Source organism: Daejeonella sp. (assembly GCF_037719425.1).
GTDB lineage: Bacteria > Bacteroidota > Bacteroidia > Sphingobacteriales > Sphingobacteriaceae > Daejeonella.
Genome location: NZ_JBBJNI010000116.1, coordinates 1 through 13,919, shown reverse-complemented (window position 1 = coordinate 13,919; position 13,919 = coordinate 1). Strand labels below are relative to the sequence as shown.

The 13,919-nt window shown below is 42.5% G+C and carries 11 protein-coding genes, 1 tRNA gene and 2 pseudogenes; 6 read left to right on the top strand and 8 right to left on the bottom strand.

What is annotated here, in order from left to right:
- The first annotated feature begins 228 nt into the window (after nucleotides 1–228).
- Nucleotides 229–302 (top strand) — tRNA-Asp (locus WKF69_RS14290).
- 156 nt (nucleotides 303–458) lie between these two features.
- Here the strand turns inward: WKF69_RS14290 and WKF69_RS14285 are convergent.
- Nucleotides 459–1,895, bottom strand: coding sequence for an ATP-binding protein (locus WKF69_RS14285; protein ID WP_340382750.1), 1,437 nt, complete (start codon nucleotides 1,893–1,895; stop codon nucleotides 459–461).
- 589 nt (nucleotides 1,896–2,484) lie between these two features.
- On the opposite strand from WKF69_RS14285, the gene WKF69_RS14280 reads away from it, so the two are divergent.
- From WKF69_RS14280 to rhuM, 4 genes and pseudogenes are all read left to right on the top strand, one after another.
- Complete coding sequence (locus WKF69_RS14280) at nucleotides 2,485–2,751, top strand: hypothetical protein (protein ID WP_340382749.1); 267 nt, start codon at nucleotides 2,485–2,487, stop codon at nucleotides 2,749–2,751.
- Between the two features lie 240 nt (nucleotides 2,752–2,991).
- Nucleotides 2,992–3,291 (top strand): annotated as a pseudogene (locus WKF69_RS14275) (TrmH family RNA methyltransferase); the annotation flags it as partial.
- A 62-nt stretch (nucleotides 3,292–3,353) separates the two neighbouring features.
- Nucleotides 3,354–4,250: a WYL domain-containing protein gene (locus tag WKF69_RS14270; protein WP_340382748.1), complete on the top strand. Its 897-nt coding sequence runs from the start codon at nucleotides 3,354–3,356 to the stop codon at nucleotides 4,248–4,250.
- A 51-nt stretch (nucleotides 4,251–4,301) separates the two neighbouring features.
- Nucleotides 4,302–5,021 (top strand): RhuM family protein, encoded by a 720-nt coding sequence (rhuM, locus tag WKF69_RS14265; RefSeq protein ID WP_340382747.1) that lies wholly within the window; start codon nucleotides 4,302–4,304, stop codon nucleotides 5,019–5,021.
- A gap of 166 nt (nucleotides 5,022–5,187) precedes the next feature.
- Here the strand turns inward: rhuM and WKF69_RS14260 are convergent, their stop codons facing one another.
- Nucleotides 5,188–6,918, bottom strand: coding sequence for a S41 family peptidase (locus WKF69_RS14260; protein WP_340382746.1), 1,731 nt, complete (start codon nucleotides 6,916–6,918; stop codon nucleotides 5,188–5,190).
- 98 nt (nucleotides 6,919–7,016) lie between these two features.
- Entirely contained in the window at nucleotides 7,017–7,232 is a 216-nt protein-coding gene (locus WKF69_RS14255) for a hypothetical protein (RefSeq protein ID WP_340382745.1), read from the bottom strand.
- Between the two features lie 140 nt (nucleotides 7,233–7,372).
- On the opposite strand from WKF69_RS14255, the gene WKF69_RS14250 reads away from it, so the two are divergent.
- Nucleotides 7,373–7,969, top strand: a complete 597-nt coding sequence (locus tag WKF69_RS14250) for a porin family protein (protein ID WP_340382744.1) — start codon at nucleotides 7,373–7,375, stop codon at nucleotides 7,967–7,969.
- Between the two features lie 76 nt (nucleotides 7,970–8,045).
- On the opposite strand, the gene WKF69_RS14245 is transcribed toward WKF69_RS14250, so the two are convergent.
- The 5 genes and pseudogenes from WKF69_RS14245 to WKF69_RS14225 all read right to left on the bottom strand — a co-directional run.
- The gene (locus WKF69_RS14245) at nucleotides 8,046–9,515 is read right to left on the bottom strand and encodes a family 10 glycosylhydrolase (RefSeq protein WP_340382743.1); all 1,470 of its coding nucleotides are present in this window, start codon (nucleotides 9,513–9,515) and stop codon (nucleotides 8,046–8,048) included.
- 100 nt (nucleotides 9,516–9,615) lie between these two features.
- The gene (locus WKF69_RS14240) at nucleotides 9,616–10,371 is read right to left on the bottom strand and encodes an N-acetylmuramoyl-L-alanine amidase (RefSeq protein ID WP_340382742.1); all 756 of its coding nucleotides are present in this window, start codon (nucleotides 10,369–10,371) and stop codon (nucleotides 9,616–9,618) included.
- 57 nt (nucleotides 10,372–10,428) lie between these two features.
- The gene (locus WKF69_RS14235; protein WP_340382741.1) at nucleotides 10,429–11,451 is read right to left on the bottom strand and encodes a glycosyl hydrolase family 18 protein; all 1,023 of its coding nucleotides are present in this window, start codon (nucleotides 11,449–11,451) and stop codon (nucleotides 10,429–10,431) included.
- Between the two features lie 92 nt (nucleotides 11,452–11,543).
- Nucleotides 11,544–13,382 (bottom strand): RagB/SusD family nutrient uptake outer membrane protein, encoded by a 1,839-nt coding sequence (locus WKF69_RS14230; protein WP_340382740.1) that lies wholly within the window; start codon nucleotides 13,380–13,382, stop codon nucleotides 11,544–11,546.
- Nucleotides 13,383–13,392: 10 nt separating this feature from the next.
- Nucleotides 13,393–13,919: pseudogene (locus WKF69_RS14225) on the bottom strand (SusC/RagA family protein); the annotation flags it as partial.

Here is a 13,919-nt window from a genome sequence, read left to right as displayed (position 1 = left end):
AGCATTACACTTTTAATGTAGTGGTCCTGGGTTCGAATCCCAGCGGGATCACAAAGTAACGTGCGCAGCACGATAGTGAAAAGTTTCTCTGGGATAAGAAGCCTGCCTGTCGGCAGACAGGTTTACCCCGTTGGAGAACGGGGAATCCCAGCGGGATCACAAAAATAAATTGTATCTTTCCTGAGCATTTCAGGGATTAGCCGTGAGGCAGATAGTATAAAAGCAAACGGACCGGTAGTTCAGTTGGTTAGAATGCCGCCCTGTCACGGCGGAGGTCGCGGGTTCGAGTCCCGTCCGGTCCGCTTTTTTAATGTTAAATGACACAAAAACCCTCAAATGATATGATTTGAGGGTTTTTTGTTTTCAGAGCATACCAAAACATTCATCTTACATGTCCCTTTGCTACCTAAAGCTAAAAAGCTTATCAGACAGTATGAAGGGGTTTTTATAGCCGTTTTTTACTGGTCAAACAATAGGCCCATTGTTGCCTCCTTTTGTACGAGCCCTGGATAGTTTTGACTATTCTTTACGCCGAAGGTGGTGATCATTGTTAAGAACAGGGTTTTTTTGGTTTTGGTCTGTTGTTGGAAGATCTTGAGTTTGCTTTCCAGTTCCTTGGCATAAGCTTTGGTGATCTCAAAATCATTTGCCGAAAACTTCATTTCGCAGATGTTTATACAGGAATCATTTCTGTCGATCAGCAGATCGATCTGAGCGCCTTTGTCTGTCTTATCTTTTGGCTGATGTCTCCAAACCGAAACTTCGGCATAGACGTCACTGATGCCGATAGCTTTTTTGATCTGTGCGATGTGTTTCATGCAGACACTTTCAAACGCATTTCCACTCCAGCTCGTCCATGAATTTCCGGAAATGAAACGAAGCCAGGTTCCTACTCCGGTGGCTTTGCTCCCCTCGATAAATTTGAGATAGAACAACGAATATTCGTCGGTAAGTTTATACAGCGCATCTTTTTTGGTCTTGTTCAATGGGATGTAGGAGCTTATAAATCCGGATTCGGTAAGCTCTTCCAGTAACTGAGTTGTATACCCTCCTGAACTGAGTTTGCATGCAGCAATGAGTTCTGTTCTTGTGAGGCCTTTCCCTTTTTTTGCCAGCGCCCGAACAATATCGATGTGGCTCTGCGCACTATCAAACAAAGAGTGGTACAGGTTTTTAAACTCATCCTGCAACAGCCCCTCTTTGGTAAAGCAAAGTTTGTCTATGGCCTGTGCTGCGCTTTCTCCCGGTTCTACTTCTTTTAAGTATTGCGGTATCCCTCCCATAGCCATGTAAAGCTGCAGTACCTGGTATTTGTCAAGCTTAATTTTGCGGTGTTTCAGATATGCATCGGTTTCCCCCACAGTGAAAGGTATTAGGCGGATTCTACGGGTTACCCTGTTGTGCAGCCCTCCACGATTGTTGAGGACCTTTTTAATCATCCAGGCCGCTGCAGAACCACAGATGACCACTACCAGTTTTTTTTGTTTGGATGCCCAGCTGTTCCAGAAATTCTCAAAAGCAGAAAGGAACCCGGACCTTGGCGTGTCTATCCATGGAAATTCGTCGAAGAAGATGATCGTCCGTCCTTTTGATACGATAGGGTTCAGGTATTGCTTTAACAGCTCAAAGGCTTTCAGCCAGCTTCCAGGCCGCGCTATAGGAAGCCCCCCTGTTGCAGACGTAAGCGCTAATGCGAAGCTTTCCAGTTGTTGTTCTAATGTAGCATGATGCATCCCCGAAAATTCAAACACCGGCATTTTACTAAACCCGTTTCTGATCAGGTAGGTTTTGCCAACCCTTCTGCGTCCGTAAACTGCTACTAGTTCTGCTTCAATAGACTTTTCTATTTTCTCCAGCATCACTTTTTCTTCCAGCCTTCCTATAACTGTTTCCATACAAACATTTTAAAACAAAAATAATGAAACAATTTGAGATTTGGCGCGATATAACATTTTATATCGCGCCAAATCTTTTGATTTAGGTGCACTTTTGGCGTGATAGGTATTTTTATAATGCGCCAAATCTCACATCCAAGAACCTTGATGTTCAATCTTAGTCATGGTTAAGATTTGAAAGTTCAATAACAATCTACAAGAGGTTGGTTAAATGGATATAAAATATTAAAAGCGGCCATAACTGTGGTTTAAAAGATACTTGTGGCCGCTTATCATAATCGCTAAACTTTTATATTCGAGCTTAAACACAAATTAAACGTTGGCAGGAACCCGTCAAGGGTATATAAACCCGGCTAAGGCCGTGGCCCTTGACAGAACCCTTTGCCAACCTCTTTTCGGCAATTAAGAAGAATAAGAATTTTTTCCGGGACAATTCCCGCGCTCATTTTTTGCCTCTACTAAAAGCCAAAAGAGAATTGTCAAAAATATAGCTTGTCAAAGAGAGGCCAGTAATTCAGAAGCTGGCATTAATTTCAGCGAAAATATAAAATCATTCCTCACAGACGTATTGACTGCGTTAAGCCGCTGGATGTTTTCTTTACTTTTGGGTTTTAGATCACATTATATTATCGATGAAGGACTTTATCGCTCCTTAATTTGCAACAAGCTATCGGGGAAGCTTACATTAGGACTATCCGAGGTTGAAAAACGCCAACGGGGCAGTGCTAACTATTTCTTAAAAGGTGATAAAGTATATATCCAGGCCTATCATCCCGGGTATTGGGGAATATCCGAAGAAATATATTGTAATGACATAATTATAGCTGCTAAAAATATATTGAATGAGAAAAAATAGCGGTGGAAATTATTAATAAGGAATAAATATGCCCCGACACCTCCGGTCGTACCCACCCCATACTTTTGATCAAAACAAAAGACTATGGCAGGCTTCTTCGGCATCGGGATCTATCACAACAAATGCAGGCGTAATATAGGTACGTTATGGCGGAGCGCGCAACTCTTTCATGCGTCGTATGTGTTTACTATTCTCATGAAATATAAATAGCAGCCCAGCGACACGCTCAAGACCTGGCGGAACGTTCCCTTCTTTCATCATGAAAATATGGCTGGGCTATTAGACGGTCTTCCGAAGGATACCCAGTTAATCGGCGTGGAGCTTACCGAGGATGCCTGTGATATTGCGGAGTTCAACCATCCTAAACGAGCCGTTTACCTGCTGGGCGCCGAAGACACGGGCTTGCCAGAAGATATACTCGCGCAATGTCATACGATCATCCGGCTGCCTGGCAAGTATTCTATGAACGTATCTACTGCAGGCAGCCTGGTCATGTATGACCGGTATATCAAAACATTAAAAGAAAAGGTAGAAATATAAGTTTTTAATACTACGACATTATTTGGCGTAGTCTGTCTTTATATTTGTACAAAATCATTATCATGTCCAAAAGAAGATCATTACTACGGTATACCCTGATCATCAATAAGCTAAGGTCCAGACCATGCAGCCTACAGGAGATCATGGAGCGCCTGGAAAGCGAATCCGAACTGCGCGGCGAAGACATGCTGGTGTCGAATCGTACATTTCAGCGCGATGTTGAAGAGATCCGCTCCCTGTATATGATTGATATCCGGTACGACGTTTCGCGACGGGTATATTATATCCATGATGCCGGCGAACCTGAGCTAAGCGACCGTATGCTGGAGGCGTTTGATATGTTCAATACATTTAGTATTGCGGCAGGTCTATCGGCGTATGTTCATTTCGAAAAGCGCAGGGGCTCGGGCACTGAAAATCTGTATGGGCTGCTTCATGCAATTAAAAACAGGCTATTGGCCCGGTTTACTTATGAAAAGTTCTGGAAAGAAGAGATTACCATTCGCACAGTTCAACCACTTTTATTAAAGGAATTTAAAAACCGCTGGTACATCCTGGCACGGGATTGCAAAGACGATAGGGTCAAAACCTTTGCGATCGACCGGCTTTCTGAACTAGAGATCACGAAAAAGCATTTCCCGATCCCGGCAGGCTTCGATGCAGAAAAGACATTTCGTTTTTGTTTCGGGATTATTAACCCGCAGGATGAAGAGCCCGAGGATATCATCCTGTCATTCACTCCGACCCAGGGAAAGTATATCAAAACCTTGCCGCTTCACCCGAGCCAGGAGATAATAGATGATAACGCCGACGAATTGCGGATTAAATTGAATCTATGCGTGACGCATGACCTCGTGATGGAACTGCTCTCTTATGGGCCTGATATGCAAGTTTTGCAGCCGTTATCATTGGCCAGCGAAATTAAACAGGCACATCACAAAGCATTTGCACAGTATTAAGCGAGCTTGCCCGCTTCAGATAGCTTTGATATTTAAACACTATTTTTATTTATGGACTCAGATCAAATTATAATCTATCAGGCCGACGACGGTTCAACTGCTGTTGATGTAAAGCTGGTGAAAGATACGGTCTGGCTCGATCAATACCAGTTGGCTGAACTTTTTGCTACTGACCGGACTTCCATTGGAAGGCATATTAAGAATATTTACCAGTCCGAAGAACTGGACAAAGATTCAACTTGTGCAAATTTTGCACAAGTTCAAATTGAAGGTTTAAAAAAAGTTAAAAGAAATGTTATCCACTACAATCTGGACTTAATCATTTCAGTCGGTTACCGTGTTAACTCAAAACGAGGTACGCAATTTCGCATTTGGGCAAACAAAGTTTTAACGGGCTATCTGGCTAAAGGATACACAATAAATGAAAGACGGTTAAAGGAACAAACTGATCAATTCAATTCCCTAAAGCAAACGGTTAATCTTTTAAGTAATGTGCTTAAAAGTAAAGAATTGACCTCTGATGAGGCGACAGGATTGTTAAAAGTAGTTACAGACTATAGTTACGCCCTCGATATCCTTGATAAATATGACCACCAACAATTAACAGTTGAGGGCACTTCGGATCAGCAGCTGTTTGTGGCTACTTATAAAGATGCCATGCATGCTATTAAAGATCTGAAAGATAAATTTGGCGGCAGTTCGTTATTTGGCAATGAAAAGGACGACTCATTCAAAGGATCAGTAGGAACGATCTATCATTCCTTCGGTTAGAAACCAATGCTGGTCACGGTGCTGGAAAACCTACAGCTAAAGTGATTGAAGAGCAAGTTGATAAATGGGCATTTATGCTTTATAATATGGGATTAAGCTGGAAGCCTTAAGAAATTAAAAAAGGAGCTTACTCGTTACGCTCCTTTTAATTTTTCGTTACCTGAAATTAGCGGACGCTCGCTGAAAAATCTGCTCCCGGCTTTCCGATAGACTTATAGTTTCCTTCACCGTTAAGAATGGAGGCTAATACCGATCTATTGTTGATGACCTTTAGTGATTCATTAACATCAGCATCGTACTTAAATCCTTGCTCAAGTCTTCCTTTTTGGAAGAAATATCTGGACACGATCTCTGCTTCAAGCACTTTTCTGATCTCATCTTTAAATTGTATAAGATCGTTCTTCTTGCTGTGTGACACTTTAGCTTTTAATGCATCGTACTCAGCTTTAATATCAGTCAATTTGCTTTCTTTTTCAGCTTCATCCCGAAGGTCGTTCAATATCCGCTCGGTCCGGGTGTTGTAATTATAATCCCGGGTAGACAAGTACGAAACAAACTTTGCGTATTCAGCATCTGTAAGTTTAAAGCTTTTTGCATCCGGAATAGTTGCACGCTCGGCCCTGTAAACAGTTGCATAATCGAAAATGTGATATTTAGAAGCAAGTGTTTGAGTGATCAGATTATACTTAACTGGCTTAACAAACACATCAGGATAAATGCCGCTTCCGTCGTAAACTGACCGTCCGGCTTTAGTTTTATATTCAGTAATAAGCGAATCAGCTACTTTTACAACGCTGCCTTCGCTGTCGCGATGAGTGTAGTCGAGTGCCTGGATACATCTTCCCGAAGGGGTGTAATATTTAGCAACTGTGACTTTCACCAGGCTGTTATAGGGAAGATTAAACGTTTGCTGAACAAGACCTTTACCAAAACTCCTCTGCCCTATCACAACCGCCCTGTCAAGATCCTGCAATGAACCAGCAACGATCTCTGAAGCGGACGCCGCACGATTGTTCACCAGGACAATCAAAGGAAGGTTAGGCTCTTCCGGATTATTAAAAGTATTATATGTGATTGATTTCTCGCGATTCCTGCCTTTTTGGATAACTACAGTGACGCCCTTATCTACAAAAAGGTTGACGATCTTAACAGCTTCCTGAAGGATACCTCCGCCATTATATCGGAGATCAAGTACAAGTCCTTTTAAATCATTCTTTTTAAGGTCTAAAAGTGCGCTCTTTACTTCCTGTCCGGAATTCTCGAGAAACTTATCAAGCTTAATATATCCAACATTTCCCTCCAGCATGCCGTAATAAGGTACGTTATCTTGCCTGATCTCTTCCCTTTGAAGATTGATCTCAATATGTTTGGAATTGCCCGGCCTTGCAATAACAAGCTTTACAGGTGTTCCCTTCGAACCTTTAAGCATAGAGCTCACCTGTTCATTTGCCTTCCCTTTTAAGGAAACCCCGTTTATCTCCAATATTTCATCTCCTGCACGAACATCAGCCTTTTGGGCCGGAAAGCCTTCATAAGGTTCAGCCACTATCACCTTTCCATCGCGGTTTGAAATAGTCGCTCCGATACCACCATATTGGGTACTGACATATTTTAATTTATAGTCTTCAATATCAGATTCAGGGATATATTCGGTATACGGGTCAAGCTCCTCCAGCATAGCATCAATACCGGTTTTCATCATTTCTGACGAATTGACGTTATCGACATAATTAATACTTAGATTCTTGTATACCGAAGCGAAGATGTCGAGATTCTTAGAAACCTGAAAAAGGTCCTCAACAAATGATAGAGAGAACAGGGAAATGGCTAAAGCACCAATCAGGATTTTTCTCCTTAATGCTGATTTATTAGGATTAGGTTCTACAGAATTATTCATACGATACAATTACGATACTTAAAAGTACGAAAAAGGTATACTATTTAGTATAGCTACGATCAGAAAAACTTAGTCTTAAGGTATTTGTAATAAAGGAATTACAACCTGTTGGTTTCGAGATGGACCATGCCTTTTTTCAGGGTAAACACTACGTATTCCCGGCTACGCTTGATTCTGGCCATCAAACGGGTGATTAACTCTTCTTCCTGTCCTTCGTGATAGGCAAGGTCTTCTTCGTTTAAGTGGTTGTATTTCCGACTAATCTTAAGTTTTAAACGCTCCCAATCTGAATTACTGATACTGATCTCTGCCATGGTTCTAATTTGTACAAAATTAAGTTTTATCACACAAAATGCCAAGATGTTTTATAGATTGCGTCAAGACGCAACTTTTATCCAAAAAAACCGTCTTTATGATATGAGAGAAGATCTCGTATAAACTAAAGAATTTATATATGAAGAAAATTATTTTAGTTACATGTCTATTGTTAACAACGGGCATAGGAGCTATGGCTCAGTTACCTTCGTTCGCTTTCGGAATTAAGGCAGGCTTAAATGTTTCCAAATTGAAGTCAGATGTGGCTGCCGAGGAAAATCGCACTGGTTACCAGGCAGGCGTATTTGCACGCTTTGGTGGAGCTGGCTTGTATTTTCAACCAGAATTGTATCTCGGAAGTAAGGGAAGCACTTATCCGACAGCGGCTCAGGTGTACAGCGGCGATGAAAAAATAAATTTTACTACGCTAGACCTGCCGTTATTAATAGGAACTAAAATTGGGCCAGGTGGGTTAAATGTCCGCTTTATGGCCGGGCCGGTTGTTTCATTCCTGCTGGATAATGAAGAGCCTGAATCTACCGCTTCCCAGGATGTCAAAGACTTCAGGAATTATAAAGATCAGGCTCTGGGTCTGCAGGCGGGGGCCGGTATCGATATTTCGAAACTAACCTTCGATGTAAGGTATGAAGCAGGTATCAGCAATATAAACAAAACCGACAAGTACGACCAAAAAACCAATTTATGGCATCTTAGCCTGGGATATAAAATATTCTAATTTACATGTTGTAAAAACACCCTTGCCGAAATGACAAGGGTGTTTTCATAATAGCTGATTGTTATACTGAAGGATCTTAACGGACGCTTACTTTAACTTCATTTGAAGCATTGCTTTCATTTTTCAAACGGTCGATAGCTGTAATTACATACCTGTAATTTTTCCCTTTCTGAGCTGTTTCATCTATAAATCTAGTAGAAGAATTAAAACTTATTTTCCTGATATTCTTAGGATCATTCAGATTAACTTTTGAATCCGTTCCGGATCTGTAAACGACGTAGCCATAGGCGTTATCACCGTCAGACGCCGATGAGGGTTCGGTCCATTTAAGCACACTCTTCCCCTTCTCCATTGATACCTGCAAGCCGGAAGGAGCATTTGGAGAGACATTATCAAGCCAGCTCATAGTTGGCACCAACGCCGGACTGGCATAAAAGTCCTTCCGTAGGGAGTCCCTGAATCCACCCATGTTAGTAGTTACCGATTTTGAGCTAAAGTAAATGCTCCCGTGCACATTTGGATTCTTTCGTTGATAACGAACCTGGTCAGGTAACTGGCTCTTATTTTCCCAGCCTTGAGTTGTTCTCTCTGCCAGAAATGGCGCCTCTCCAATGTATACGTGTTTTCCATATCCGTTGCTGGCCCACCAATCCATCATTTTCTCAAATGGCGCAACTTTATAATAAAAGGGAAAGTATATCTGAGGATTTACGTAATCGAGCCAGCCTTCCTTTGTCCATTTACGGGCATCTGCATATAATGAATGCCATAAAGTAAGATTACCGCTGGTTTCCGAGCCTTCAGGTACATCAGATTTATTACGCCATATTCCATAAGGGCTTACTCCGAATTTCAGGAATTTTTTGGCAGCATGAACGCTGTCAGACACAGTTTTTATGAATTTATCTACATTATTTCGCCGCCAGTCATGAATACTGGCAAAATCTTTTCCGTATTGAGCAAAAGTAGCGGAGTCAGGTAAGCTGGTCTTTTCGGGATAAGGGTAGAAATAATCATCAAAGTGGATCCCGTCAATATCATAATTCCGCACAACGTCCATCATGACCTGAACGATATAAGCCTGCACTTCAGGTAGCCCGGGATTAAAATATGTCTTTCTCCCGTAATTAAAGAACCAATCGGGGTGTCTGCGCGTGATATGATTTACATTGGTATTTGTCTCAATAAGATCATTTGTTGCCCTATAGGGGTTTATCCATGCATGCAGTTCCATTCCTCTTTTATGCGCCTCTCTGATAGCAAAATCCAAAGGGTCCCAGTAAGGGTTGGGTACAACTCCCTGCCTGCCTGTTAAAAACTGGCTCCACAATTCCCTTCCCCTGCCGTAAAAAGCATCGGCAGACGGCCTTACCTGGAGGTATATCGAATTAATTCCAGTCTTTTCATGATTATCCAGGATCTCGAGGAGCTCCTTTTGCTGCGCTACTGGATTGGTATTCCCTTTGGACGGCCAGTCGATATTCTGTACAGTTGTAAGCCATACTCCTCTTAGCTCGCGCTTCGGCGATATATCCTTCTGCGCCATAACTGTGAGGCTATAAATTAGCATCAACACTATAATGGCCGAAAATGGTCGTAGCATATTGGTACCGAATTAGATAATATTCAAAATAGTGTTCAGTCTTTTATTGCTTTTCTGCAAGCCAGGCAGCAAGGGCACGTTTTATAGCTTCTCCAAGTTTTCTTTGGTTTATGGGATTCTCCAGAAATTCTTTGCTTACGCCATTATCACCGACTTCAAGAAGCACTCTATAGGGAGCTTTATTCACGTTTTCATCAAGACTAAAAAAGGCGAGCTTACCGCTGGTCTTGCATTTGTAATCATTTCTCCCGGTCGAGCTGTCAAAAAGCACTCCCCTGTCTTCAAGCCCGGTCGCTGCACTAATCGCCTTTACCAGACGGCTGGCGAGCGCGCGATTTTCAGCTTCAAATTTATCTCCTTCATGTATAAAGCCCCATACGGCGTGGCGCTTGGTACCGCCGTTATTATGAACGGAAATAAATACCTTCGGCTCCTTCTTATTTGCTTTCTCCAATTCCCAGGCATACCCGGATAACTGTCCGTTTATTACGGCTGAAGTCTGCTCCACGATTGTATTGCTGCCCACATTTGAATGATGAAGTCTTTTTTGGCCAAGGCTCCATACCTTATGCTCCTTTAGCCTTGGCTTTGCGTCCATTGCCGCCTCAACAATGGCGTTACATACAGCTGCCTCGCTGAAATTAATTCCGGTATTAGTTTGATGTGAAGGTTGCCAGACAATTACAGGTCGTTCCTCAGCATTTGTTATAGGCAGGGTATCTATGCTTTGCTCATCAGAATTGACAAAAGAAGTTGAAATTGTTATTATCAGCAGGGATGAGGTTATGATATTTTTCACTTTTGCATTATTAGTATTTGCTATCCGCTGCTGGCCGAAAAACCGGTAAAATCCTGCCTAATTATAAGCTCTTCCCAAGGTATCATTTGCAGCTTTTAACAATGAATTACTGCCATTGGTATCAAAATAAAACTCCCACATCATTAAACCATTCCCCCGTTGTTTAGCCAATATGGCTTTATTCTTAACGGTCTTTGTGCCATTGTAATAATAAACAGACCCATTAAAAGCGGCTGAATCAATATTTGAATTTCCACCGGCAGCCATCAGGCTTCGATAGCCAGCAGATACGGTAGGAGCGCTTCTTCCATAAGAAGGCAGCCCTAATATGGTTTTTTCTCTTGGAAGGCCCTTCATGTTCTGCCACACATCCAAACTGGAAATAGCCATGTTATAAGATGCATGCTGCTTTGGCGCAGACTTATCCCACCCGAAACCGTCATAGATCATCAGATTAATAAAATCTATATAAGCAAAATTCTCTGATTTGAATCCATCCCTTACTGATCCGGCATATACTCCGGGAGTGACGGCTGCGCTCAGGTATTTATTATTATTATGTAAGCTGTCTGAAAGCTCTTTGATTAATGCAGTATACGTAATATCACTTCCGTCCGTAGTACGGGGGTATTCCCAGTCCATATCTACCCCATCCATGTTATTTTGCTTCACAAAAGTCAAAATATTCTTAACTAAGGTCGTTCTTGTTTCGGCATTAGCGGCAAGAGAAACAAATATACTTGAAGCCCCTGAAACAGATATTCCTACTTTAACTCCTTTGCTCCGGGCTGCAGCAATAACCTGGTTAAAACGTGCAGGTTCAGGCAGGGAATTAAGGCTTCCGTTTGCATTGGGAGTGAGAAACGCATAATATAAATGAGTGATCATTTTATATTTACTGACATCGACAGAATCCGGATTGCGGTAAGAAGGAAAATAGGCTACGATCTTAAAGCTAGTGTTCGAGATGTAGGGAGCTTTTGGGATTGGCGGTTGAACTACCGGCTTAGGTTCGCCACCTTTTTTACAGGCATTCAAAAAGAATAAACTCACAAGAAGCGGAAATATTAGTTTCTTCATCGAAAGATATTGGTTAGGATATGTTTATGCAAAAAAGGAGACCGTCTAAACTCGAACAGCCTCCTTTTGTATAGTTCATTGGTATGACACAATTACCAGCCGGTAGTTTGTGTAAGGGTATAGCCTCTTTCCTTATACTCCACAATTTGGGTTTGTCCAATAGGAGCAAGGTATGATCTGTCGGTAAAGGCGTTACGGTTACTTGCGTTTTCCACCATAAAGAAGCCCACCATATCACTTTGGTTAGTGCCCTTAAAGATCACAATAGTGCCGTCTGCTTTTCTCACCCTGGTTTTGTTGACAAAAGAAGCAGTAAGCAGTGCTGGAGCTTCTGTCTGAAGATTTACCCACGGACCTAATAAGTAATCCGGCTTGGTGCTGTAGTCCATATATCGAAGTTTCTTCCAACGTTTCAGATCTAACAACCTGGTATGCTCATATACAAATTCCATACGTCTCTCGCGGCGGATCTCCCAGATCAGGGCTGGTACATCGGAGTCACGCGCAGGGTCAACCGGCAGCGCTGCAAGCAGCATCGGAGAAGTTTTCTTAACACCTTTCGCCGTAGCCGCTGCATCCAGGGGACGATTACGGATGGCGTTGATCGATTTATCCAGATCCCCCTGCGTTACCACCGAACCTGCAAAGTGCTGTTGTAACACGGCTTTTGCCTCGATCCAGTTCAGTACCACTTCAGCCAAACGCATGACCGGCGCGTCGCTGGTGTTGGTATTGCTTCTCCACATAGCAGGATAGGCTTTACCGATAAACGTGATGGCCTCTCTGGAAGCAAATTTATAACCATAAAGCAATGTTGATGCCGGGGTGTGAGCACGGTCAATAAACGTAGCTTCGAAACGCGGATCGCGGGTTTTTGCCAGGTCAGGGATGGCGAAGCTGGTTGCATTTGCCACGGTAGAATTCTGATATGGCTTTCCATCGTTCACGATGAACGCTTTAACCAGGTCCAAGTTGGCGTCGCCACCATTACCTTCCGTACCGTTGTTGTATGATCCGATACTGTGTGTAACCGTTAAGGCGGCATCGTACGTTCTATATAAAAGAATCTCAGGATTGCCATTCAGGTTATCGGATGAAAACAGTGCCTTGAAATCACTTCCGAAATTGTAGGCATTACTGTTCATCACAATCTGTGCAGCTTCAACTGACAGTTCCAGGTATTTCTTAGCCCGCGCAGCATCCAGGCTATGATAATGCTGGAAAGTGCCTTCGAACAACATGAAACGGGAAATAAAACCCGCTGCAATGTTTCTGTTCAGGTTTTGCCTTCCATCATTGATACGAATATTGGCCAGGGCGAACTTAAAGTCGTCATAAACTTTGTCCATTACCACACCGCGGTTATCACGATCCTTATAAAGGATTTTCAGGTCTGTTTCCTTAAGGTCTTTGTCGAAATAAGGCACATCTCCAAATACACTTACGAGGCGGCTGTACTCGTATCCCCTGAAAAAGCGTGCAACACCACTCCAGTGGTTATACGATTCAGGGGTTAAATTAGGCTTCGCTACACTGTCCAGGCGGTTTATAAAAATATTGGTTTTACGTACCCATGAAAAATTCCAGGTTGGCCCTGCATATTGAGACATCCATCCACCTGCTTCGGAAGTCGAAAGACGACTTGGCGGAACTGTATTCTCAAATGGGGACTGAATATTTCTGCTGGTCAGGTCGTCCGAAAACGTATAGCCGCGGACAGGAGTGTAATCCACGGTAAACGAACTTGCATATCCGTTGAAATAATTTGTGTAATAACCGTTTGCGAATAAGCGCACGTCCGTTTCATTTTTCCAATAGAGTGGGTCGGTTGGATCGTTCAATTGCGGGCGATCCAGCACATCCTTGTTACAGGAAGTGACCAGAACGAATGCCGCAATGACACTGTATATAAATTTAAATTGATATTTCATCTTTGTAAGTTTAGAAATTTAATTGAGCACCAAACGAAAAGCTTTTAAATGTTGGAATTGCAACACCTGTTCTGTCTGAGTTGTAATTGTCAGTATTAAACATCGAGAATCCGTTGATGTATTCAGGATCAATTGGCAGATCGCCTAACTTATCCCACGATAACAGATTTTCTCCCGCTACGTAAACACGCAGTGAATTAACACCTACTTTTCTAAGCATTTTATTCGGTAGTGAATAACCCAGAGTTACGCTTTTCATTCGCAGGTAAGACATGTCTAATAAATACTTTGACTGGACCTGCATGTTGTTGGTGGAATTGCTTCCTCCGTTGTTAAAGGCCGCAGGATAAAATGCGTTTGTATTGGTTGGTGTCCAATAGTTATCCGAAATCGCTGCTGGTATGGCTCCGTCTCCTGAATTGTAACCCGCAATTGCCAGGGCTCCGTCTCCCCAGATCTGACGGCTTCCTACTCCCTGGAAGAAAGCACCAACGTCTATCCCTTTGAAATCACCACCCAATCTGAATCCGTATTCAT

Bases quoted from the DNA above. Each gene is read 5' to 3' on its own strand.
- WKF69_RS14285 (WP_340382750.1), bottom strand. From the start codon at position 1,895: ATGGAAACAGTTATAGGAAGGCTGGAAGAAAAAGTGATGCTGGAGAAA.
- WKF69_RS14280 (WP_340382749.1), top strand. From the start codon at position 2,485: ATGTTTTCTTTACTTTTGGGTTTTAGATCACATTATATTATCGATGAA.
- WKF69_RS14270 (WP_340382748.1), top strand. From the start codon at position 3,354: ATGTCCAAAAGAAGATCATTACTACGGTATACCCTGATCATCAATAAG.
- rhuM (WP_340382747.1), top strand. From the start codon at position 4,302: ATGGACTCAGATCAAATTATAATCTATCAGGCCGACGACGGTTCAACT.
- WKF69_RS14260 (WP_340382746.1), bottom strand. From the start codon at position 6,918: ATGAATAATTCTGTAGAACCTAATCCTAATAAATCAGCATTAAGGAGA.
- WKF69_RS14255 (WP_340382745.1), bottom strand. From the start codon at position 7,232: ATGGCAGAGATCAGTATCAGTAATTCAGATTGGGAGCGTTTAAAACTT.
- WKF69_RS14250 (WP_340382744.1), top strand. From the start codon at position 7,373: ATGAAGAAAATTATTTTAGTTACATGTCTATTGTTAACAACGGGCATA.
- WKF69_RS14245 (WP_340382743.1), bottom strand. From the start codon at position 9,515: ATGGCGCAGAAGGATATATCGCCGAAGCGCGAGCTAAGAGGAGTATGG.
- WKF69_RS14235 (WP_340382741.1), bottom strand. From the start codon at position 11,451: ATGAAGAAACTAATATTTCCGCTTCTTGTGAGTTTATTCTTTTTGAAT.
- WKF69_RS14230 (WP_340382740.1), bottom strand. From the start codon at position 13,382: ATGAAATATCAATTTAAATTTATATACAGTGTCATTGCGGCATTCGTT.